Consider the following 16,245-nt stretch of genomic DNA (forward strand, 5'->3'; position numbering starts at 1 on the left):
AGCCCGCAATGGGCTGCACCGAGCCGGTCTCGCTGGCGCTGGCAAGCGCGATTGCGGCTTCTCACCTAGCGGGGCGTATCAGCCATATTGAGGCTAAGGTATCGCCAAACCTGATGAAAAACGGCATGGGCGTTACCGTACCGGGCACGGGAATGGTTGGCTTGCCGATTGCCGCCGCGCTGGGTGCGCTGGGCGGTGATGCACAGGCTGGGTTAGAGGTCTTGAAGGGCGCGTCGGTGGAGGATATTACGGCGGCCAAGGTTCTGCTGGCCAGCGGTAAAGTGTCGGTGACCATGGAAGACCCGTGCGATGACGTGTTGTACGCCAGCGCAACGGTTCATACTCTCGACGAATCGGCCACGGTAACCATTGCTGGCGGTCATACACGCGTCATTCGCATCGTGAAAAATGGCGTGACGCTGCTGGATGCCAGCAATTGCGAGGGAGCAGAGGAGGAGCAAGCCACCTCGCTTGAACGCGTCACGCTGGAGCAGGTTGTTGAGTTTGCCGAGCAGGTGCCGTTTGAGAAAATTAGCTTTATTCTCGATGCGGCATTGCTGAACAGCGCGCTCTCCCACGAAGGTCTGCGTGCGCCGTACGGTCTGCATATTGGCGCGACCCTGCAACGTCAGCGTGAGCGCGGGCTGCTGGCAAAAGATCTGCTGAGCGACATTATTATTCGCACCTCGGCGGCCTCGGATGCGCGCATGGGCGGCGCTTGCCTGCCTGCCATGAGCAACTCGGGCTCGGGGAATCAGGGCATTGCCGCCACCATGCCGGTGGTGGTGGTGGCGGAACATCTGGGCTGTTCCCAGGAGAAAATGGCCCGCGCGTTGATTCTCTCGCACCTGACGGCTATCTATATTCATCACCAACTGCCGATGTTGTCGGCGCTCTGCGCGGCCACCACGGCCTCGATGGGAGCGGCGGCCGGTATCTGCTGGCTTATCGATGGCAGCTATCGCAGCATCTCAATGGCCATCAGCAGCATGATTGGCGATGTGAGCGGCATTATCTGCGATGGCGCGTCCAACAGCTGCGCGATGAAAGTCTCGACCAGCGTGTCGTCGGCGTGGAAAGCGGTGCTGATGGCACTGGATGAAACGGCGGTAACGGGAAATGAGGGGATTGTGGCGAACGACGTGGAACAGTCGATTAGCAACCTCTGCTCGCTGGCCTGTGACTCTATGCAGCAGACGGACAAACAGGTGATTCAGATTATGGCGAGCAAGCTCGCGTAAAATAATAGCCCCGGTTTCTGGCCGGGGCACTTTCTCAGGCAGCGTGTTCTTCTTCCTGATGACGCTCTGCTTCACAAACGATCGCTTCGAGCTCGTTCAGCATCTCTTCAAAACCAAACGTTTTAGGCGCGATGACCGGCTGTGGTGCGTTAACGACGACGGCCTTGTGCTGCTTCTTGTTGTTTCGCTTACTCATAGTGTCTTCGGTGTCCCTGAAAATCGTTACACCGGTAAATCTATCAGCAAAGCGCGCAGCGGGGTATCAGCTACGAGTGTGATATTGCTCTCATCGCGGATAAATGCCCCATCGCCGCAGGTCAGAGACTGCTTCTCAGCCTCGTGCGCCAGCGCATGAACCGTACCATGAATCGACTGCAAATAGGCGCGCGGCCCGTGCAGCTGCAGGCTTACCTGCTCACCTTTCGCCAGCTCAATATGGTGCAACCATACCTGCTGACGCAGCTGTAAACTATGCTGGCTGCCGTCCGGTGAGGCTAACAGTTGGTGGTTCGTCTCTTTCAGTTTGATCTTCTGCACGCGCGAATTTTCGCGTTCTGGGCAGGCGTCGAGCCAGATTTGCATCCGGGTTAACGGCTTGTCTTTACTCAGATTATGCTCGCTGTAGCTCACGCCTTGCTGCGTGGCAATCAGCAGCGCTTCACCGGCTTTGGCATGAATATGATGGCCTTCGCTATCGCGGTACTCCGCTTCACCTTCCAGGATGATATTCAGGATATCGACTTTTGGATAGGTACGTGGCTGGAAGGCGGCACCCGGTGCGAGCACTTCCTGATTCAACACGCGCAGTGAGGCGTAGCCCAGCAGCTTCGGATCAAAGTAGTGTCCAAAAGAGAAGGTATAGCGAGCCTGCAGCCAACCGAAGTCTGCCTGTCCGCACTGTTTCGCTGTTCTTGTGGTAATCATCTTCTTGACCCTCCTTTACACTAAATCAATGGTAAAGGTATGGACGCTGCATTGTTAGCCAGATATTCTGCCCGGTATGTTCAAATTTACTGAATGAGCACGCTATGGCCAAAGAGAGAGCGCTGACGCTAGAAGCACTACGAGTAATGGACGCGATTGATAGACGCGGGAGCTTTGCCGCCGCGGCTGATGAGCTTGGTCGCGTGCCTTCGGCATTGAGCTACACCATGCAAAAGCTGGAAGAAGAGCTGGACGTGGTGTTGTTTGACCGTTCGGGTCATCGAACAAAATTCACTAACGTCGGGCGTATGCTGCTGGAACGCGGTCGTGTTCTGCTGGAAGCCGCTGACAAGCTGACCACCGATGCCGAAGCGCTGGCCCGAGGCTGGGAAACCCACCTCACCATCGTGGCAGAGGCGCTGATCCCAACTTCGACGCTGTTCCCGCTGGTGGAAAAACTCGCGACCAAATCTAATACTCAGTTGTCGATCATTACCGAAGTGCTGGCGGGCGCCTGGGAGCGCCTGGAGCAGGGGCGGGCGGATATCGTGATTGCGCCGGATATGCATTTCCGCTCATCGACGGAGATTAACTCCCGTAAACTTTATTCGGTGATGAACGTTTATGTGGCCGCGCCGGATCATCCTATTCATCAGGAAGCCGAACCGCTGTCGGAAGTCACGCGCGTGAAGTATCGCGGCGTGGCGATTGCCGACACCGCTCGCGAACGTCCGGTGCTGACGGTACAGTTGCTGGATAAGCAGCCGCGTTTGACGGTCACGTCGATGGAAGAAAAACGTCAGGCGCTGTTAGCCGGTTTGGGGGTCGCAACGATGCCGTATCCGATGGTTGAAGAGGATATCGCCCAAGGTCGCTTACGCGTGGTGAGCCCGGAATATACCAGCGAAATTGATATCATCATGGCCTGGCGCCGTGACAGCATGGGCGAAGCGAAGTCCTGGTGCCTGCGCGAGATCCAAAAGCTGCTAACCGCGAAATAAACCCCGGAGTCGGTGCTTTGCACCTCGTCCGGGCTACATTTTGCTGGTAGCCCGGACGAGTGAAGCGACGCTGGGATCAGGAAAGACGTTTCGGATCCGGTCCAAAACGGTTGTTGCCTGGCGTTCCGTTCTGGCAGTTAAAGATGATAATCACCAGCCAGCCAATCACCGGAATCAACAGCAGGAGCAGCCACCACGCCGAGCGATCGGTGTCGTGTAGTCGGCGGAACTGCACTGCCCACCACGGAAGAAAAACCAGAATGCCGTAAATGGTGGTGAGGATCCCTTCGCCGCCAGCGCGCTGCCAGCCCAGCATCTTATCCACCACGCTCAGCACTGCCGTCAAAATGACGTTCACCAGAATGAACATCCAATACTCTTTGCGACGAGCGCGGCCACCAAATCCAATGTAATTACGTAGAACGTTGAGATACCAATCCATTTTTATGCCTCAGTTGATCATTAATCACTTGTTTTTTAAGCGATCAAGCTAAGGATAGTCGTGAATGAAAAAGTGGTAAATATTGATGATGTGAAATTAATTGGGCATCGAGGACCGATGCCCAATGGGCTTAGCGGAAACGTTCGTCGCGGCCGTGTGGTTCGTCCAGATCCTGCCATGGCCCGATGGAGATAATCCCGGTCGGGTTAATGGTTTTGTGGCTGCGGAAGTAGTGGTTGCGGATATGGTCGAAGTCGACGGTTTCCGCAATGCCCGGCATCTGGTAGATATCGCGCAGGAAACCGTGCAGGTTCAGGTAATCGCTGATGCGATGCTTATCGCACTTGAAGTGGGTCACGTAGACCGGATCGAAGCGGATAAGCGTCGTCCACAGGCGAATATCGGCTTCGGTCAGCTGATTACCGGTCAGGTAGCGATGCTGACCGAGGATCGTTTCCAGACGATCCAGCGAGCTAAAGACCTTATCAACGGCTTCATCATAGGCTGCCTGGCTGGTGGCAAAACCGGCTTTATAGACCCCGTTGTTCACCGTGTCGTAGATCCAGCTGTTCAGCTCATCAATCTGATCGCGCAGCGCGGCTGGATAGTAATCGCCCGCTTTGGCACCCAGCGCATCAAATGCAGTATTGAACATGCGAATGATTTCCGCTGATTCATTGCTGACGATGGTCTGATTCTTTTTATCCCACAGTACCGGCACGGTTACGCGCCCGGAGTAGGTGGAATCGGCATGCTGATAGAGCTGATACAGGAATTGATGCTGGTAAAGCGTATCGCCCGTTGCGGCCGGGAAATCGGCATCGAAGGTCCAGCCGTTTTCCAGCATCAGCGGGTTGACGACGGATACGGAGATGAACGGTTCCAGTCCTTTAAGCTTACGCAGGATAAGCGTGCGGTGCGCCCACGGACAGGCAAGAGAGACGTAGAGGTGATAGCGATCTTTCTCAGCGGCAAAACCGCCGTTGCCGGTAGGGCCGGGCTCGCCGTCGGCGGTCAGCCAGTTGCGAAATGCAGAAACTGAACGCTGGAAACGTCCACCGGTGGATTTGGTGTCATACCAGACGTCTTGCCAGACGCCATCGATCAATTGTCCCATGATGTGCTCCTCCAGATAGCAAAAGCGAGGAGATATCTCCTCGCTTTTTTATTCATTCAGTATAGTGCGTTCTTACCACTTTTTATTCAGCACGCGGTCGATGCTGAATGCGCCTGGACCGGTGATACCCAGCAGCAGGTAGCCGCCAGCGATGGTCAGGTTTTTCATAAACATCAGCGAGTTCACGCCTTCAGCAAAGTTGCTGTGGAAGATGAAGGCAGTCAGCAGGGTGAAACCTGCAGTGAACAGCGCGGTGGTGCGAGTCAGGAAACCGAACAGAATCGCCAGACCGCCGCCAAACTCAAGCAGAATGGTCAGTGGCAGCAGGAAACCAGGGACACCCATTGCTTCCATATACTGCTGCGTACCCGCATACCCGGTGATTTTGCCCCAGCCAGCGGTGATAAACAGAATCGGCATCAGAATACGTGCGACCAGGAAACCAATATCTTCTAATTTTTTCATCTTTCTCTCCAGAGAACCTTGCGGGCAGTTAAACCGTTTTATTGAGCATTTACACGCTGATAGCGCGTAGCTGCTGTCGATGGAGAGAAATATAACTGTGACGTATAACAATTGTTAGCAAGGAAAACTGTTGAAGTTCTTCAAAGAATCTGAGCAATGATGTATGGCAGTGGGGAAATCGGGACGGCAGACGGTTAAAGGGATTTACGCGCGATATTCCTGACCATGCGCCAGGTGCTCCAGATACCCACGCCGCGGCGGGCCCAGCGCACCAGAAAACGCGGATGGCGCAGTGAAACCACCGCCATGGCGCTGCTGGCGACCATGAACCACGAACGCAGGCTGACAAGCTTGCTCCAGCCGCGATCGTAGGGTTGGGTGGTATCCAGCCAGTCGCGACGGCTGGCGCTAAGGTCCAGCCGCTGCTGCTGAATTTGCCGTAGCAGATACGCTTTGCGTGCTTCTCGTTCCTGTCGTGGACTCATGGTTCATTATCCTCCAGCAGGGTGCGATCGTTGGCCAACTCGTGGCGAGTATGGCGTAACAGCGTTGAGCGACGTGCTTTGCTCAGCGTCCATATTCCGCCAACGATAGCGAGGAGCAACAGCGTCGCGGTAGTCGCTACCATGACGATGAGGCGATACTGTGGGTCAACGGCCCACATTATCAGCACCAACAGGCTCATCAGGCCGAAAGCGGTAAACAGCAGGGTAAGCCCTGCCATTAACAGGAGCTGAATGAGGTTTGCCTTCTCCTCTTCCAGCTCCACGACCGCTAAGCGCAGCCGCGTTTCGACCATCTGAACCACGAGGGTAACAATGCGCTGGCCAATGCCGAGAATGTTCTTTCCCGGCCCCTGCGCCTGGTGAGAATCGCTCATGCTTAACGACGCGTCAGCAGAACGCCCAGTACCAGCCCGACGGCTGCACCAATACCGACGCCGGTCCATGGGTTTTCACGCACGTAGCCATCGGCTTTGGCCGCCGCTTCACGTGTCTGCTTAGATAAGACTTCGCCTGCTTCGCCCAGGCGGTCACGGCTCTCTTTCAGCGCGCTTTCCGCTTTACTACGCAGCTTGCTCATCTCCTCTTTGGACTTGTCGGTGGAAGCATTCAGGACCTCTTCCAGAGTATCGGACAGGGCTTTCAGCTCTGCGCGTAATTGATCTGATGTCGTATCTTTAGCCATCGTATCTCTCCTGTAAGTATTTCCACTCAATATGCGCGGGATTCCAGAGCGTTAAGTTCTTTCTTGGCTTCCTGCAGCTTATGTGCGCGTTTCGCCACTTTGTCCGCATCGCCTTTCTGTTTTGCTTCCTTCAGATCCTGCTCGCGCTCGCGAACTTCATCCTTTTGTTCGGCAATTTTTTCCTGATGATCGGCGCGAAGCTTGCTGTCAGTACAGTGTGCCTGGACTTCGCTCAACGCCTTTTTCAGGCCGTCGATACGGTTCTGATTGTTATGCTTCTCGGCATAGCCAATCTCGCGCTGAATGTCCTGCTCTTTTTCCTGACACAGTGATGTTGCTGCTGCGCTCGCACTGAGAGACGCGAGAGCAAGGGCAAGAACGATGCGGTATTTCATGTATGAACCTTCCATTGTGCATAGTACATCGAGCATGTACTGTTCCGGTCTGTGAACAACGCCGTTGCGTCACCCACAATACTAAGCATAGTAACGAAAATACAAAATCACCAAAGCTGGTGAAATTATTCGGATTCCTGGAAGTGGCTAGCCAAATCGATGCGAGGTATCACGAAGAAGAGACAGCCAGCTTGCCGGGTTGTTATCTTCATCCTGCAGCGCTATCACGTAGACATGCGGCAGGCTGTTATCCAGTACGCGCTTTGCCGCGGCGCTCTGTTCACTGGACTCAAAGGTAATCAGCAGCGCATCATCCTTCGGGGTGATGCTCTTAAAACGAATGCCGTTAGCATCCAGATGGTGAGAGATGGAAAAACCATCTGGCATGCTCGCCTGGTTGATAGGGCGAATGGCAAGCGTAGACTCTTCGCGCTGAAGCGCAGCCCACAGCCAGAGCAGGATGCAAAGCATCACTACCATGCCCAGGCTAAGGGTAAATCGACGTAGCAGAATACGGTTTGGCACCATAGTTACCCTCGATTACCGTATTTCTTCTTCCACACGACGGCCAGTGAGCCTATCAGGCCAACAACCAGCAGTACCACCGGCAGCAGCATCAGGCAAGACATCAGCGCGTCTTCGTACTTCTGGAATACCGGTGTTTTACCCAGCAGGTAGCCAAGGGTGGTCAGAATCAGCACCCACAGCAGGCCGCTCATCCAGTTGAAGAACTGGAAGCGCGCGTTGTTCAGACCGGAGATCCCGGCAATGGTCGGCAGCAGGGTACGCACGAAGGCGATAAAGCGGCCAATCAGCAGCGCGGAAAGCCCGTGTTTATGAAACAGATGGTGCGCACGCTGGTGGTAGTGGGCGGGAAGATGTGAAAGCCAGTTCTGAACGATACGCGTATTGCCAAGCCACCGGCCCTGAATGTAGCTAAGCCAGCAGCCCAGGCTTGCGGCGACGGTAAGCAGAATCACCGTTTGTGGGAAGCCCATCGCGCCTTTGGCAATGAGTACGCCGACCAGTACCAGCAGGCTATCGCCCGGTAAAAACGCGGCCGGCAGCAAACCGTTCTCAAGGAACAGAATCATAAATAAGACAAAATAGAGCATGCCGATCATGGACGGATTAGCGAGGGTTTCGAAATCCTGGCTCCACAAGGCATTTAAGAGTTGGGTTAATAGTTCCATTCACGATTCCTGGTACATCGATTAACGTAATGCCTGAACGCGCTGCGACGGTCTTCTCTTGTTTCTATTTTAATAGCATCGCGGTAAATACGCGCTGAACAGTCCCTGTTTTGGCGAAATAATCTATTGCTGAACAACAAAAAGGCAAATTGCATGCAATTGTAACAAATGACGTGGTTTTACGTCATAGAAATTGCAATTTGTTGCAGTTTGATTTTGCGTTTTCGAGCGGGGAGTGGCTAGGGGATTTACAAAGGCTTACCCACGCGAAATGTCGGGTAAGCCCTGGAAAGAAAGCGAAGTAATTATTTGCCGCCGATAGCAACCGTATCGAGGTGAACGACCGGGTTTTCGGCAAACAGATAGCGGTCGGCGTTGAATTCGAAATCATCGCTGGTTTCGTTGAACAGCATCAGCTTGGTGTTTTCCAGGTGCTGCCACATAGCAATTTTGGCCGCGTGAGGATCTTTGCGAATCAGCGCTTTCAGAATCTGGTCGTGATCGTCACACCAGTTGTCGACGGTGCGGGCATCGATATGGTCGTGGAGTTTTTTCCAGTATGGGTTGTGTACGCGCTGGGTCCACATTTTTTCGACAATAGCGGCAAGGGCGGTGTTCTGGGTTGCCAGAGCAACCTGCACGTGGAACTGGAGATCCCACTCTGAATCACGGAAGCATTTTTCCTGGCGCGCCTTTTCCTGGATCTCCATCAGCTTCATGATGTCCTGCTTGGTGACCTGGGTGGCGGCAAACTCCGCGATGTTACTCTCAATCAGCTGACGTGCCTGCAGCAGCTCAAACGGGCCGTAGTTGGCAAATTCTTGCGACTCGTCCGGGGTTTGATGGTATTTCGCCTGATTAGAAATGACGTGAATGCCGGAGCCTTTGCGGACTTCAACATACCCTTCTACTTCCAGCATAATGATGGCTTCGCGAACAACGGTACGGCTGACGCTTTTTTCATCGGCAATAAAGCGCTCTGCAGGCAGTTTATCGCCCACAAGGTAGACGCCTTGCTCAATGCGTTCTTTCAGCTCAGCGGCCAGTTGCTGATACAAGCGACGTGCGTCGGCGATTTCCATATGCTCTCCAGGCAGGGTACGGCAGATTAAATTTGTTATACCACTTTTACGAGCAGCTAACCATATTATGACATGAAAAAAGCCGCCTGAAACAAGGCGGCTTTTGTGAAAACAGACATTCGTTACAGTTTAGTTTTGCGTCGCTTGTTGAGTAGGGCGATTGGCGCCAGACTCACCGTCGTCAGCCTGCTTGTTCTGCAGGACGGTCCAGATAACCAGCGCACCCAGCAGGTCGAAGATAGCCAGGACGGCAAACAGTGGGCTGAAGCCGATGGTATCTGCCAGCGCACCGACGACCAGAGCAAACATAGTGCTCGCCATCCACGCCGCCATACCGGTCAGACCGTTCGCGGTGGCCACTTCGTTACGACCGAAGACGTCAGAAGAGAGCGTAATCAGCGCACCGGACAGGGACTGGTGAGCGAAGCCACCGAGGCACAACAGGGCGATAGCAACGTATGGGCTGGTGAACAGACCGATCATCCCTGGGCCAATCATCAGCAGTGCGCCCATGGTGACAACCATTTTACGAGAAACAATCAGGTTCACGCCGAACCAGCGCTGGAACAGCGGCGGCAGGTAGCCACCCAGTACGCAACCTACGTCAGCGAACAGCATTGGCATCCACGCAAACATCGCGATTTCTTTCAGGTCAAAGCCGTAGACTTTGAACATGAACAGTGGGATCCAGGCGTTGAAGGTACCCCAGGCTGGCTCAGCCAGGAAGCGCGGCAGGGCGATACCCCAGAAGCGACGGGTCTGAATGATCTGCCATGGAGACATTTTTTTCGCATTGTTGGTCTGGTGCTGTGCTTCCTGACCACCAATGATGTAATCACGTTCTTCGTCAGTTAATTTTTTCTGATCGCGTGGGTGTTTGTAGAAGATGAGCCAGGACATTGCCCAGATGAAGCTCAGCGCACCGGAGATAATGAACGCCATCTGCCAGCTGTGCATCACGATAGCCCAGACAACCAGCGGTGGCGCAATCATGCCGCCGATAGAAGAACCGACGTTAAAGTAACCTACTGCAATAGAACGCTCTTTAGCCGGGAACCATTCGGAGCTCGCTTTCAGACCCGCGGGGATCATGGCCGCTTCAGCAGCACCTACCGCACCACGTGCGACGGCCAGACCGCCCCAGCTGCCTGCCAGCGCAGTCGCGCCGCAGAAAACTGCCCAGGCAACGGCGAAGAAGGCGTAGCCGATTTTGGTACCCAGAATGTCCAGAACGTAGCCGGCAACCGGCTGCATCACGGTATACGCTGCAGAGTAAGCAGCGATGATGTAAGAGTATTGCTGTGTGGAAATGTGCAGCTCAGCCATCAGAGTTGGCGCTGCTGCCGCCACGGTATTACGTGTCAGGTAGCCCAGCACGGTGCCCATCGTCACCAGTGCGATCATGTACCAACGTAACCCTTTAATTTTACGCATGTAAACCTCATCGTGTTGTTATAACTGCGAGTCCTGCAGCCATCCTCCTGTGTTGCCGGAAGATGTCATTCTCGAAGGGGCTTACCGGTGTAATGCTTCCCGGTACGACCCGAACTTGCCAGTAAGTACGCGTGCTGAATTCGGTATCCGTACCGCTCAATCAGGTGTCTTTATCGACCACGGCTACTACATTCCGTCGTTCAATGTGTTTCGACGGGGTGCAAGATAACTTGTCATACAACTTTAAAAGGTGAATACCGTCACAAAAGAGGTATTTCCCGTACGGTTAAAGGGGTAGATACACCAGGCCAGGCGTGGCGCGGCCTGTAGGGGCGTTTCGTCATTTTTTCTGTCATTTTTTGTCAAGGTTTATTGATCTAACTCACGAAAAAATCTTCGGTCGAACGAAATTGGTGTGATAACTTTGACAGCATTACAGATAAACATCTGACCCACTCGTTGAGAGGAAGACGATAATGACCCCGTTCATGACTGAAGATTTTCTGTTAGACACCGAATTTGCTCGCCGTCTGTACCACGACTACGCAAAAGATCAGCCGATTTTCGACTATCACTGCCACCTGCCGCCACAGCAGGTTGCTGAAGACTATCGTTTTAAAAATCTGTATGACATCTGGCTGAAAGGCGACCACTACAAGTGGCGTGCGATGCGTACTAACGGCGTAGCAGAACGCCTGTGTACCGGCGATGCGTCTGACCGCGAGAAGTTTGACGCGTGGGCTGCAACCGTACCGCATACCATCGGCAACCCGTTATACCACTGGACTCACCTCGAGCTGCGTCGCCCATTCGGCATCACTGGTAAACTGCTGTCACCGTCTACCGCTGGCGAAATCTGGGATGAGTGCAACGAGCTGCTGGCGCAGGATAAATTCTCCGCGCGCGGCATCATGAAGCAGATGAATGTGAAAATGGTCGGCACCACCGATGACCCAATCGATTCTCTGGAGCACCACGCAGCCGTCGCCAAAGACGGTTCGTTTGACGTGAAAGTGCTGCCAAGCTGGCGCCCGGATAAAGCTTTCAACATCGAGCTGGCCACCTTCAACGATTACATGGCAAAACTGGGTGAAGTGTCTGACACCGACATCCGCCGTTTTGCTGACCTGCAGACCGCGCTGACCAAGCGTTTGGATCACTTCGCCGCTCACGGCTGTAAAGTGTCCGACCACGCGCTGGACGTGGTGCTGTTCGCGGAATCTAACGAAGCGGAACTGGATAGCATCCTGGCACGTCGTCTGGCGGGTGAAACGCTGAGCGAGCACGAAGTTGCGCAGTTCAAAACCGCCGTTCTGGTCTTCCTGGGCGCAGAATACGCACGTCGCGAATGGGTACAGCAGTACCACATCGGCGCGCTGCGTAATAACAACCAGCGTCAGTTCAAACTGTTGGGTGCGGACGTTGGCTTCGACTCCATCAATGACCGCCCAATGGCTGAAGAACTGTCTAAGCTGCTGAGTAAGCAGAACGAACAGAACCTGCTGCCAAAAACCATTCTGTACTGCCTGAACCCACGCGATAACGAAGTGTTGGGCACCATGATCGGTAACTTCCAGGGTGAAGGCATGCCTGGCAAAATGCAGTTCGGTTCCGGCTGGTGGTTCAACGATCAGAAAGACGGTATGGAACGTCAGATGACTCAACTGGCGCAGCTGGGCCTGCTGAGCCGCTTCGTCGGCATGCTGACCGATAGCCGTAGCTTCCTGTCTTACACCCGCCACGAATACTTCCGTCGTATTCTTTGCCAGATGATTGGCCGCTGGGTTGCTGCGGGCGAAGCGCCTGCCGATATCCAGTTGCTGGGTGAGATGGTGAAAAACATTTGCTTTAACAATGCGCGTGACTATTTCGCCATTGAACTGAACTAAAGTCTGGGGTTGGTATGCAATACATCAAGATCCATGCGCTGGATAACGTCGCGGTAGCGCTCGCTGATTTGGCCGAAGGAACCGAAGTCACCGTTGATGGGCAGGTGATTACCCTGCGTCAGGCGGTAACGCGTGGCCACAAATTCGCCTTACGCGACATCGCGAAGGGTGAAAACGTCATTAAATACGGTTTACCTATTGGCCATACGCTGGTGGATGTGGCAGCGGGCGAGCATATCCATGCTCACAACACGCGCACGAATCTCAGCGATCTGGACACGTATAGCTACCAACCCGATTTCCAGGCAGAGGTTGCTCAGCCTGTCGATCGTGACGTGCAGATTTACCGCCGTGCTAACGGTGATGTGGGCGTGCGTAACGAAATCTGGATCCTGCCGACCGTTGGCTGCGTGAACGCCATGGCTCGCCAGATGCAGAACCGTTTCCTGAAAGAGACCAACGATGCCGAAGGTATCGATGGCGTTCACCTCTTCAGCCACACCTACGGTTGCTCACAGCTCGGTGACGATCACATTAATACCCGTACCATGCTGCAAAACATGGTGCGTCACCCGAATGCGGGCGCGGTGCTGGTGGTTGGCCTGGGTTGTGAAAACAACCAGGTTGACGCTTTCCGCGAAACCCTTGGCGAGTTCGATCCTGAGCGCGTTCACTTCATGGTCTGCCAACACCAGGAAGACGAAGTGGAAGCCGGGATCGAACATCTCCATCAGCTGTACAGCGTGATACGCAATGACAAACGCGAGCCGGGTAAACTGAGCGAGCTGAAGTTTGGTCTGGAATGCGGTGGGTCTGACGGCCTGTCCGGTATTACCGCCAACCCGATGCTGGGTCGTTTCTCCGACTACGTGATTGCCAACGGCGGCACCACCGTGCTGACCGAAGTACCGGAAATGTTCGGTGCTGAGCAGCTGCTGATGAGCCATTGCCGTGACGAAGAGACTTTCGGCAAGCTGGTGACCATGGTCAATGACTTCAAGCAGTACTTCATTGCGCATGACCAGCCTATCTACGAGAACCCATCGCCGGGCAACAAAGCGGGTGGTATCACGACGCTGGAAGACAAATCACTGGGCTGCACGCAGAAAGCGGGCTCCAGCAAAGTGGTTGACGTGCTGCGCTACGGCGAACGCCTGAAAACGCACGGTCTGAACCTGCTGAGCGCACCGGGCAACGATGCGGTAGCCACCAGCGCTCTGGCGGGTGCGGGCTGTCATATGGTGCTGTTCAGTACCGGTCGCGGTACCCCTTACGGTGGTTTCGTGCCGACGGTTAAAATTGCCACCAACAGCGAACTGGCTGAGAAGAAGAAACACTGGATCGACTTCAATGCTGGCCAGCTGATTCACGGCAAAGCCATGCCTCAGCTGCTGGAAGAGTTCGTGGACGTTATCGTCGACTTCGCCAACGGCAAGCAGACCTGCAATGAGCGCAATGACTTCCGCGAGCTGGCTATCTTTAAGAGCGGAGTCACATTGTAATAAAAATGTGATCTGATACGATAAAACGGCGTTTCATTGTCTGAAACGCCGTTTTTTTATGCTGTTTAACAAGGACCTCTCATGACGGCGTATTGGCTGGCCCAGGGCGTTGGCGTTCTGGCATTTATCATCGGGATCACCACCTTCATCAACCGCGATGAACGGCGCTTCAAGTTTCAACTTTCGCTCTACAGCGCCACCATCGGCGTGCACTTTTTCCTGATGGGCGCGATCCCCGCCGGGATGAGCGCGGAGCTAAACGTCATTCGAACGATCATTTCGGTCTACACGCGCCGGATCTGGGTGATGTTTGTCTTTATCGCGCTGACATTGATCCTCGGACTGAGCAAACTGCACCATGCCATGGAACTGCTGCCGATTGCCGGCACGGTGGCCAGTACCTGGGCGTTGTTCCGCTGTAAAGGGCTGACGGTTCGCAGCGTCATGTGGTGCTCCACGCTGTGCTGGGTTATCCATAACTTCTGGCTCGGCTCGATTGGCGGCACGATGATTGAAGGCAGCTTCCTGGTGATGAACGGCCTGAACATCATTCGCTTCTGGCGGATGCAGCGTAAGGGGATTGACCCGTTCAAGGTCGAGAAGAAAGTACAGGAACAGAACCCCTCCGCCTGATGGCGAAGGGGTCAGAGCATTAGCTACGCAGGGCGTTCTTCGCCAGACGGGCGTCCTCCGCCTGACACACGGCGGCGGTGAACATCACGTCAGTGGAAGAGTTGATAGCCGTTTCACATGAGTCCTGCAGCACGCCGATAATAAAGCCGACCGCCACTACCTGCATGGCAATCTCGTTCGGAATACCGAACATGTTGCAGGCCAGCGGGATCAGCAGCAGGGAACCACCCGCCACGCCGGAAGCACCGCAGGCGCAGAGCGATGCCACGACGCTTAGCAGCAGCGCGGTTGGCAGGTCGATAGCGATTCCCAGCGTATGTACGGCTGCCAGCGTCAGTACGGTAATGGTAATCGCGGCCCCTGCCATATTGACCGTTGCCCCCAGCGGAATAGAAACCGAATAGGTGTCGCGGTCCAGATTCAGCTTCTCACACAGTGACATGTTGACCGGAATGTTCGCCGCCGAGCTGCGGGTAAAGAAGGCGGTTACGCCGCTTTCGCGCAGGCACATCAGCACCAGCGGATACGGGTTACGGCGAATCTGCAAATAGACCAGCAGCGGGTTAATCACCAGCGCAACCACTGCCATACAGCCAATCAGTACCAGCAGAATCTGCGCATAGCCCCACAGCGCGGAGAAGCCCGTTGTGGCAAGCGTCGAAGAGACCAGACCGAAAATACCGATAGGGGCAAAACGGATAACGACCTTCACGATAAAGGTGACCGCGTTCGACAGGTCGTTGACCAGATTCTTCGTGGTCTCATTACCGTGGCGCAGCGCAAAGCCCAGACCCACAGCCCACACCAGGATCCCAATGTAGTTAGCGTTAATTAATGCGTGAATCGGGTTAGCGACGATGCTCATCAGTAACCCATGCATGACTTCCACAATGCCGGTTGGCGGCGTGATATCCGTTGCACCAGTAGTGAGTTGCAGCGTGGAAGGGAAGATAAAGCTCACCACCACGGCGGTCAGCGCAGCAGCAAAGGTGCCGAACAGATAGAGCCATAAAATGGGCCGAATATTGGTTTTCTGGCCCTGCTGGTGGTTGGCAATCGAGGCCATCACCAGCGTTAATACCAGCACTGGGGCAACAGCTTTCAGCGCGCCGACGAACAGCGTACCGAGCAGACCGGTGGCGATAGCAGCAGGTTTAGAAACCAGCGCCAGAAGGATACCGAGGATAAGTCCAACCAGGATCTGTTTAACCAGACTACCCCGAGTCAGAAGACGCATGAAGCCGGATGATGCGGGTTGTGGTGTCATCATTGCATTCCTTAACGTGATGAGTTGTATCTTTCCAGCGACGTATTATTTGTTACGTTTATGTCTGGATGTAAAAAAGTGTTTGCTCGATCGAGTATAAGGAAAGTCGCGGTTTGGGGAAGTACAAAATGCTGGAATTTACGCCACACGTCATATTATTTAACCAATAATTTACAATGTGTGACGTAATTAGCAGGATGGAGATAGCCCGGGCGAGGCGTTTACGCCGACCCCGGGGAGGCTCGGCGCTGCTCCCGGCGTCGCTGCGATCGGCCGGGCTACGGGTTACATTTTTTGCTTTTTCAGGTCGTTACGGTGATTCACCCACGCATTGAGGATCAGGGTGAATGCCAGGATCCCACCGACCACGCCCAGCGATACCGAAATCGGGATATGGTAGAAATCGACGATCAGCATCTTGATACCGATAAACACCAGGATAATCGACAGCCCGTATTTCAGCATGGAGAAG

At 54.4% G+C, this 16,245-nt stretch carries 19 protein-coding genes and 1 pseudogene; 5 read left to right on the forward strand and 15 right to left on the reverse strand.

What is annotated here, in order from left to right:
• A partial coding sequence (locus tag GKAS_RS18665; protein ID WP_035896429.1) for an L-cysteine desulfidase family protein occupies positions 1–1,241 on the forward strand: 1,241 nt, incomplete at its 5' end.
• Between the two features lie 34 nt (positions 1,242–1,275).
• Here GKAS_RS18665 and GKAS_RS25135 read toward each other — a convergent pair.
• Entirely contained in the window at positions 1,276–1,437 is a 162-nt protein-coding gene (locus tag GKAS_RS25135) for a hypothetical protein (protein WP_167540424.1), read from the reverse strand.
• Positions 1,438–1,463: 26 nt separating this feature from the next.
• On the reverse strand, positions 1,464–2,165 hold the full coding sequence (locus GKAS_RS18670) for a pirin family protein (protein WP_035896411.1): 702 nt from the start codon (positions 2,163–2,165) through the stop codon (positions 1,464–1,466).
• Between the two features lie 104 nt (positions 2,166–2,269).
• Between GKAS_RS18670 and GKAS_RS18675 the strand changes: the two genes are divergently transcribed.
• Complete coding sequence (locus GKAS_RS18675) at positions 2,270–3,166, forward strand: LysR family transcriptional regulator (RefSeq protein ID WP_035896412.1); 897 nt, start codon at positions 2,270–2,272, stop codon at positions 3,164–3,166.
• 76 nt (positions 3,167–3,242) lie between these two features.
• On the opposite strand, the gene GKAS_RS18680 is transcribed toward GKAS_RS18675, so the two are convergent.
• The 11 genes from GKAS_RS18680 to GKAS_RS18730 form a co-directional block, all read right to left on the reverse strand.
• On the reverse strand, positions 3,243–3,608 hold the full coding sequence (locus GKAS_RS18680) for a DUF805 domain-containing protein (RefSeq protein WP_035896413.1): 366 nt from the start codon (positions 3,606–3,608) through the stop codon (positions 3,243–3,245).
• 130 nt (positions 3,609–3,738) lie between these two features.
• Complete coding sequence (locus GKAS_RS18685) at positions 3,739–4,725, reverse strand: glutathione S-transferase family protein (protein ID WP_035896414.1); 987 nt, start codon at positions 4,723–4,725, stop codon at positions 3,739–3,741.
• A gap of 72 nt (positions 4,726–4,797) precedes the next feature.
• Complete coding sequence (locus GKAS_RS18690) at positions 4,798–5,190, reverse strand: DoxX family protein (RefSeq protein WP_035896415.1); 393 nt, start codon at positions 5,188–5,190, stop codon at positions 4,798–4,800.
• A 194-nt stretch (positions 5,191–5,384) separates the two neighbouring features.
• Positions 5,385–5,675: a YqjK-like family protein gene (locus GKAS_RS18695; RefSeq protein ID WP_035896416.1), complete on the reverse strand. Its 291-nt coding sequence runs from the start codon at positions 5,673–5,675 to the stop codon at positions 5,385–5,387.
• Entirely contained in the window at positions 5,672–6,070 is a 399-nt protein-coding gene (locus tag GKAS_RS18700; RefSeq protein ID WP_035896417.1) for a phage holin family protein, read from the reverse strand. Before GKAS_RS18700 ends, GKAS_RS18695 begins: the two co-directional genes overlap by 4 nt.
• Positions 6,071–6,072: 2 nt before the next feature.
• Complete coding sequence (locus tag GKAS_RS18705; protein ID WP_035896418.1) at positions 6,073–6,378, reverse strand: ElaB/YgaM/YqjD family protein; 306 nt, start codon at positions 6,376–6,378, stop codon at positions 6,073–6,075.
• Between the two features lie 26 nt (positions 6,379–6,404).
• The gene (locus GKAS_RS18710; protein ID WP_035896419.1) at positions 6,405–6,773 is read right to left on the reverse strand and encodes a DUF1090 domain-containing protein; all 369 of its coding nucleotides are present in this window, start codon (positions 6,771–6,773) and stop codon (positions 6,405–6,407) included.
• A 147-nt stretch (positions 6,774–6,920) separates the two neighbouring features.
• The gene (gene mzrA / locus GKAS_RS18715; protein WP_035896420.1) at positions 6,921–7,301 is read right to left on the reverse strand and encodes an EnvZ/OmpR regulon moderator MzrA; all 381 of its coding nucleotides are present in this window, start codon (positions 7,299–7,301) and stop codon (positions 6,921–6,923) included.
• Positions 7,302–7,303: 2 nt separating this feature from the next.
• The gene (gene yqjA / locus GKAS_RS18720; RefSeq protein ID WP_035896421.1) at positions 7,304–7,966 is read right to left on the reverse strand and encodes a DedA family general envelope maintenance protein YqjA; all 663 of its coding nucleotides are present in this window, start codon (positions 7,964–7,966) and stop codon (positions 7,304–7,306) included.
• 305 nt (positions 7,967–8,271) lie between these two features.
• Positions 8,272–9,048: a transcriptional regulator ExuR gene (gene exuR / locus GKAS_RS18725; RefSeq protein WP_035896422.1), complete on the reverse strand. Its 777-nt coding sequence runs from the start codon at positions 9,046–9,048 to the stop codon at positions 8,272–8,274.
• A 129-nt stretch (positions 9,049–9,177) separates the two neighbouring features.
• The gene (locus tag GKAS_RS18730; protein WP_035896423.1) at positions 9,178–10,482 is read right to left on the reverse strand and encodes an MFS transporter; all 1,305 of its coding nucleotides are present in this window, start codon (positions 10,480–10,482) and stop codon (positions 9,178–9,180) included.
• 476 nt (positions 10,483–10,958) lie between these two features.
• Between GKAS_RS18730 and uxaC the strand changes: the two genes are divergently transcribed.
• The 3 genes from uxaC to GKAS_RS18745 all read left to right on the forward strand — a co-directional run bounded on the left by uxaC (position 10,959) and on the right by GKAS_RS18745 (position 14,506).
• Positions 10,959–12,371 (forward strand): glucuronate isomerase, encoded by a 1,413-nt coding sequence (gene uxaC, locus GKAS_RS18735; RefSeq protein WP_035896424.1) that lies wholly within the window; start codon positions 10,959–10,961, stop codon positions 12,369–12,371.
• Positions 12,372–12,385: 14 nt separating this feature from the next.
• A complete protein-coding gene (locus GKAS_RS18740; RefSeq protein WP_035896425.1) occupies positions 12,386–13,873 on the forward strand; it encodes a UxaA family hydrolase in 1,488 nt (495 codons plus the stop codon).
• 81 nt (positions 13,874–13,954) lie between these two features.
• Positions 13,955–14,506, forward strand: a complete 552-nt coding sequence (locus tag GKAS_RS18745; protein WP_035896426.1) for a YgjV family protein — start codon at positions 13,955–13,957, stop codon at positions 14,504–14,506.
• A gap of 19 nt (positions 14,507–14,525) precedes the next feature.
• Here GKAS_RS18745 and sstT read toward each other — a convergent pair whose 3' ends face one another.
• Entirely contained in the window at positions 14,526–15,773 is a 1,248-nt protein-coding gene (sstT, locus tag GKAS_RS18750; protein WP_035896427.1) for a serine/threonine transporter SstT, read from the reverse strand.
• 285 nt (positions 15,774–16,058) lie between these two features.
• Positions 16,059–16,245: pseudogene (locus tag GKAS_RS18755) on the reverse strand (hypothetical protein); the annotation flags it as partial.

This window comes from Kluyvera ascorbata ATCC 33433 (assembly GCF_000735365.1).
GTDB classification, from domain to species: domain Bacteria; phylum Pseudomonadota; class Gammaproteobacteria; order Enterobacterales; family Enterobacteriaceae; genus Kluyvera; species Kluyvera ascorbata.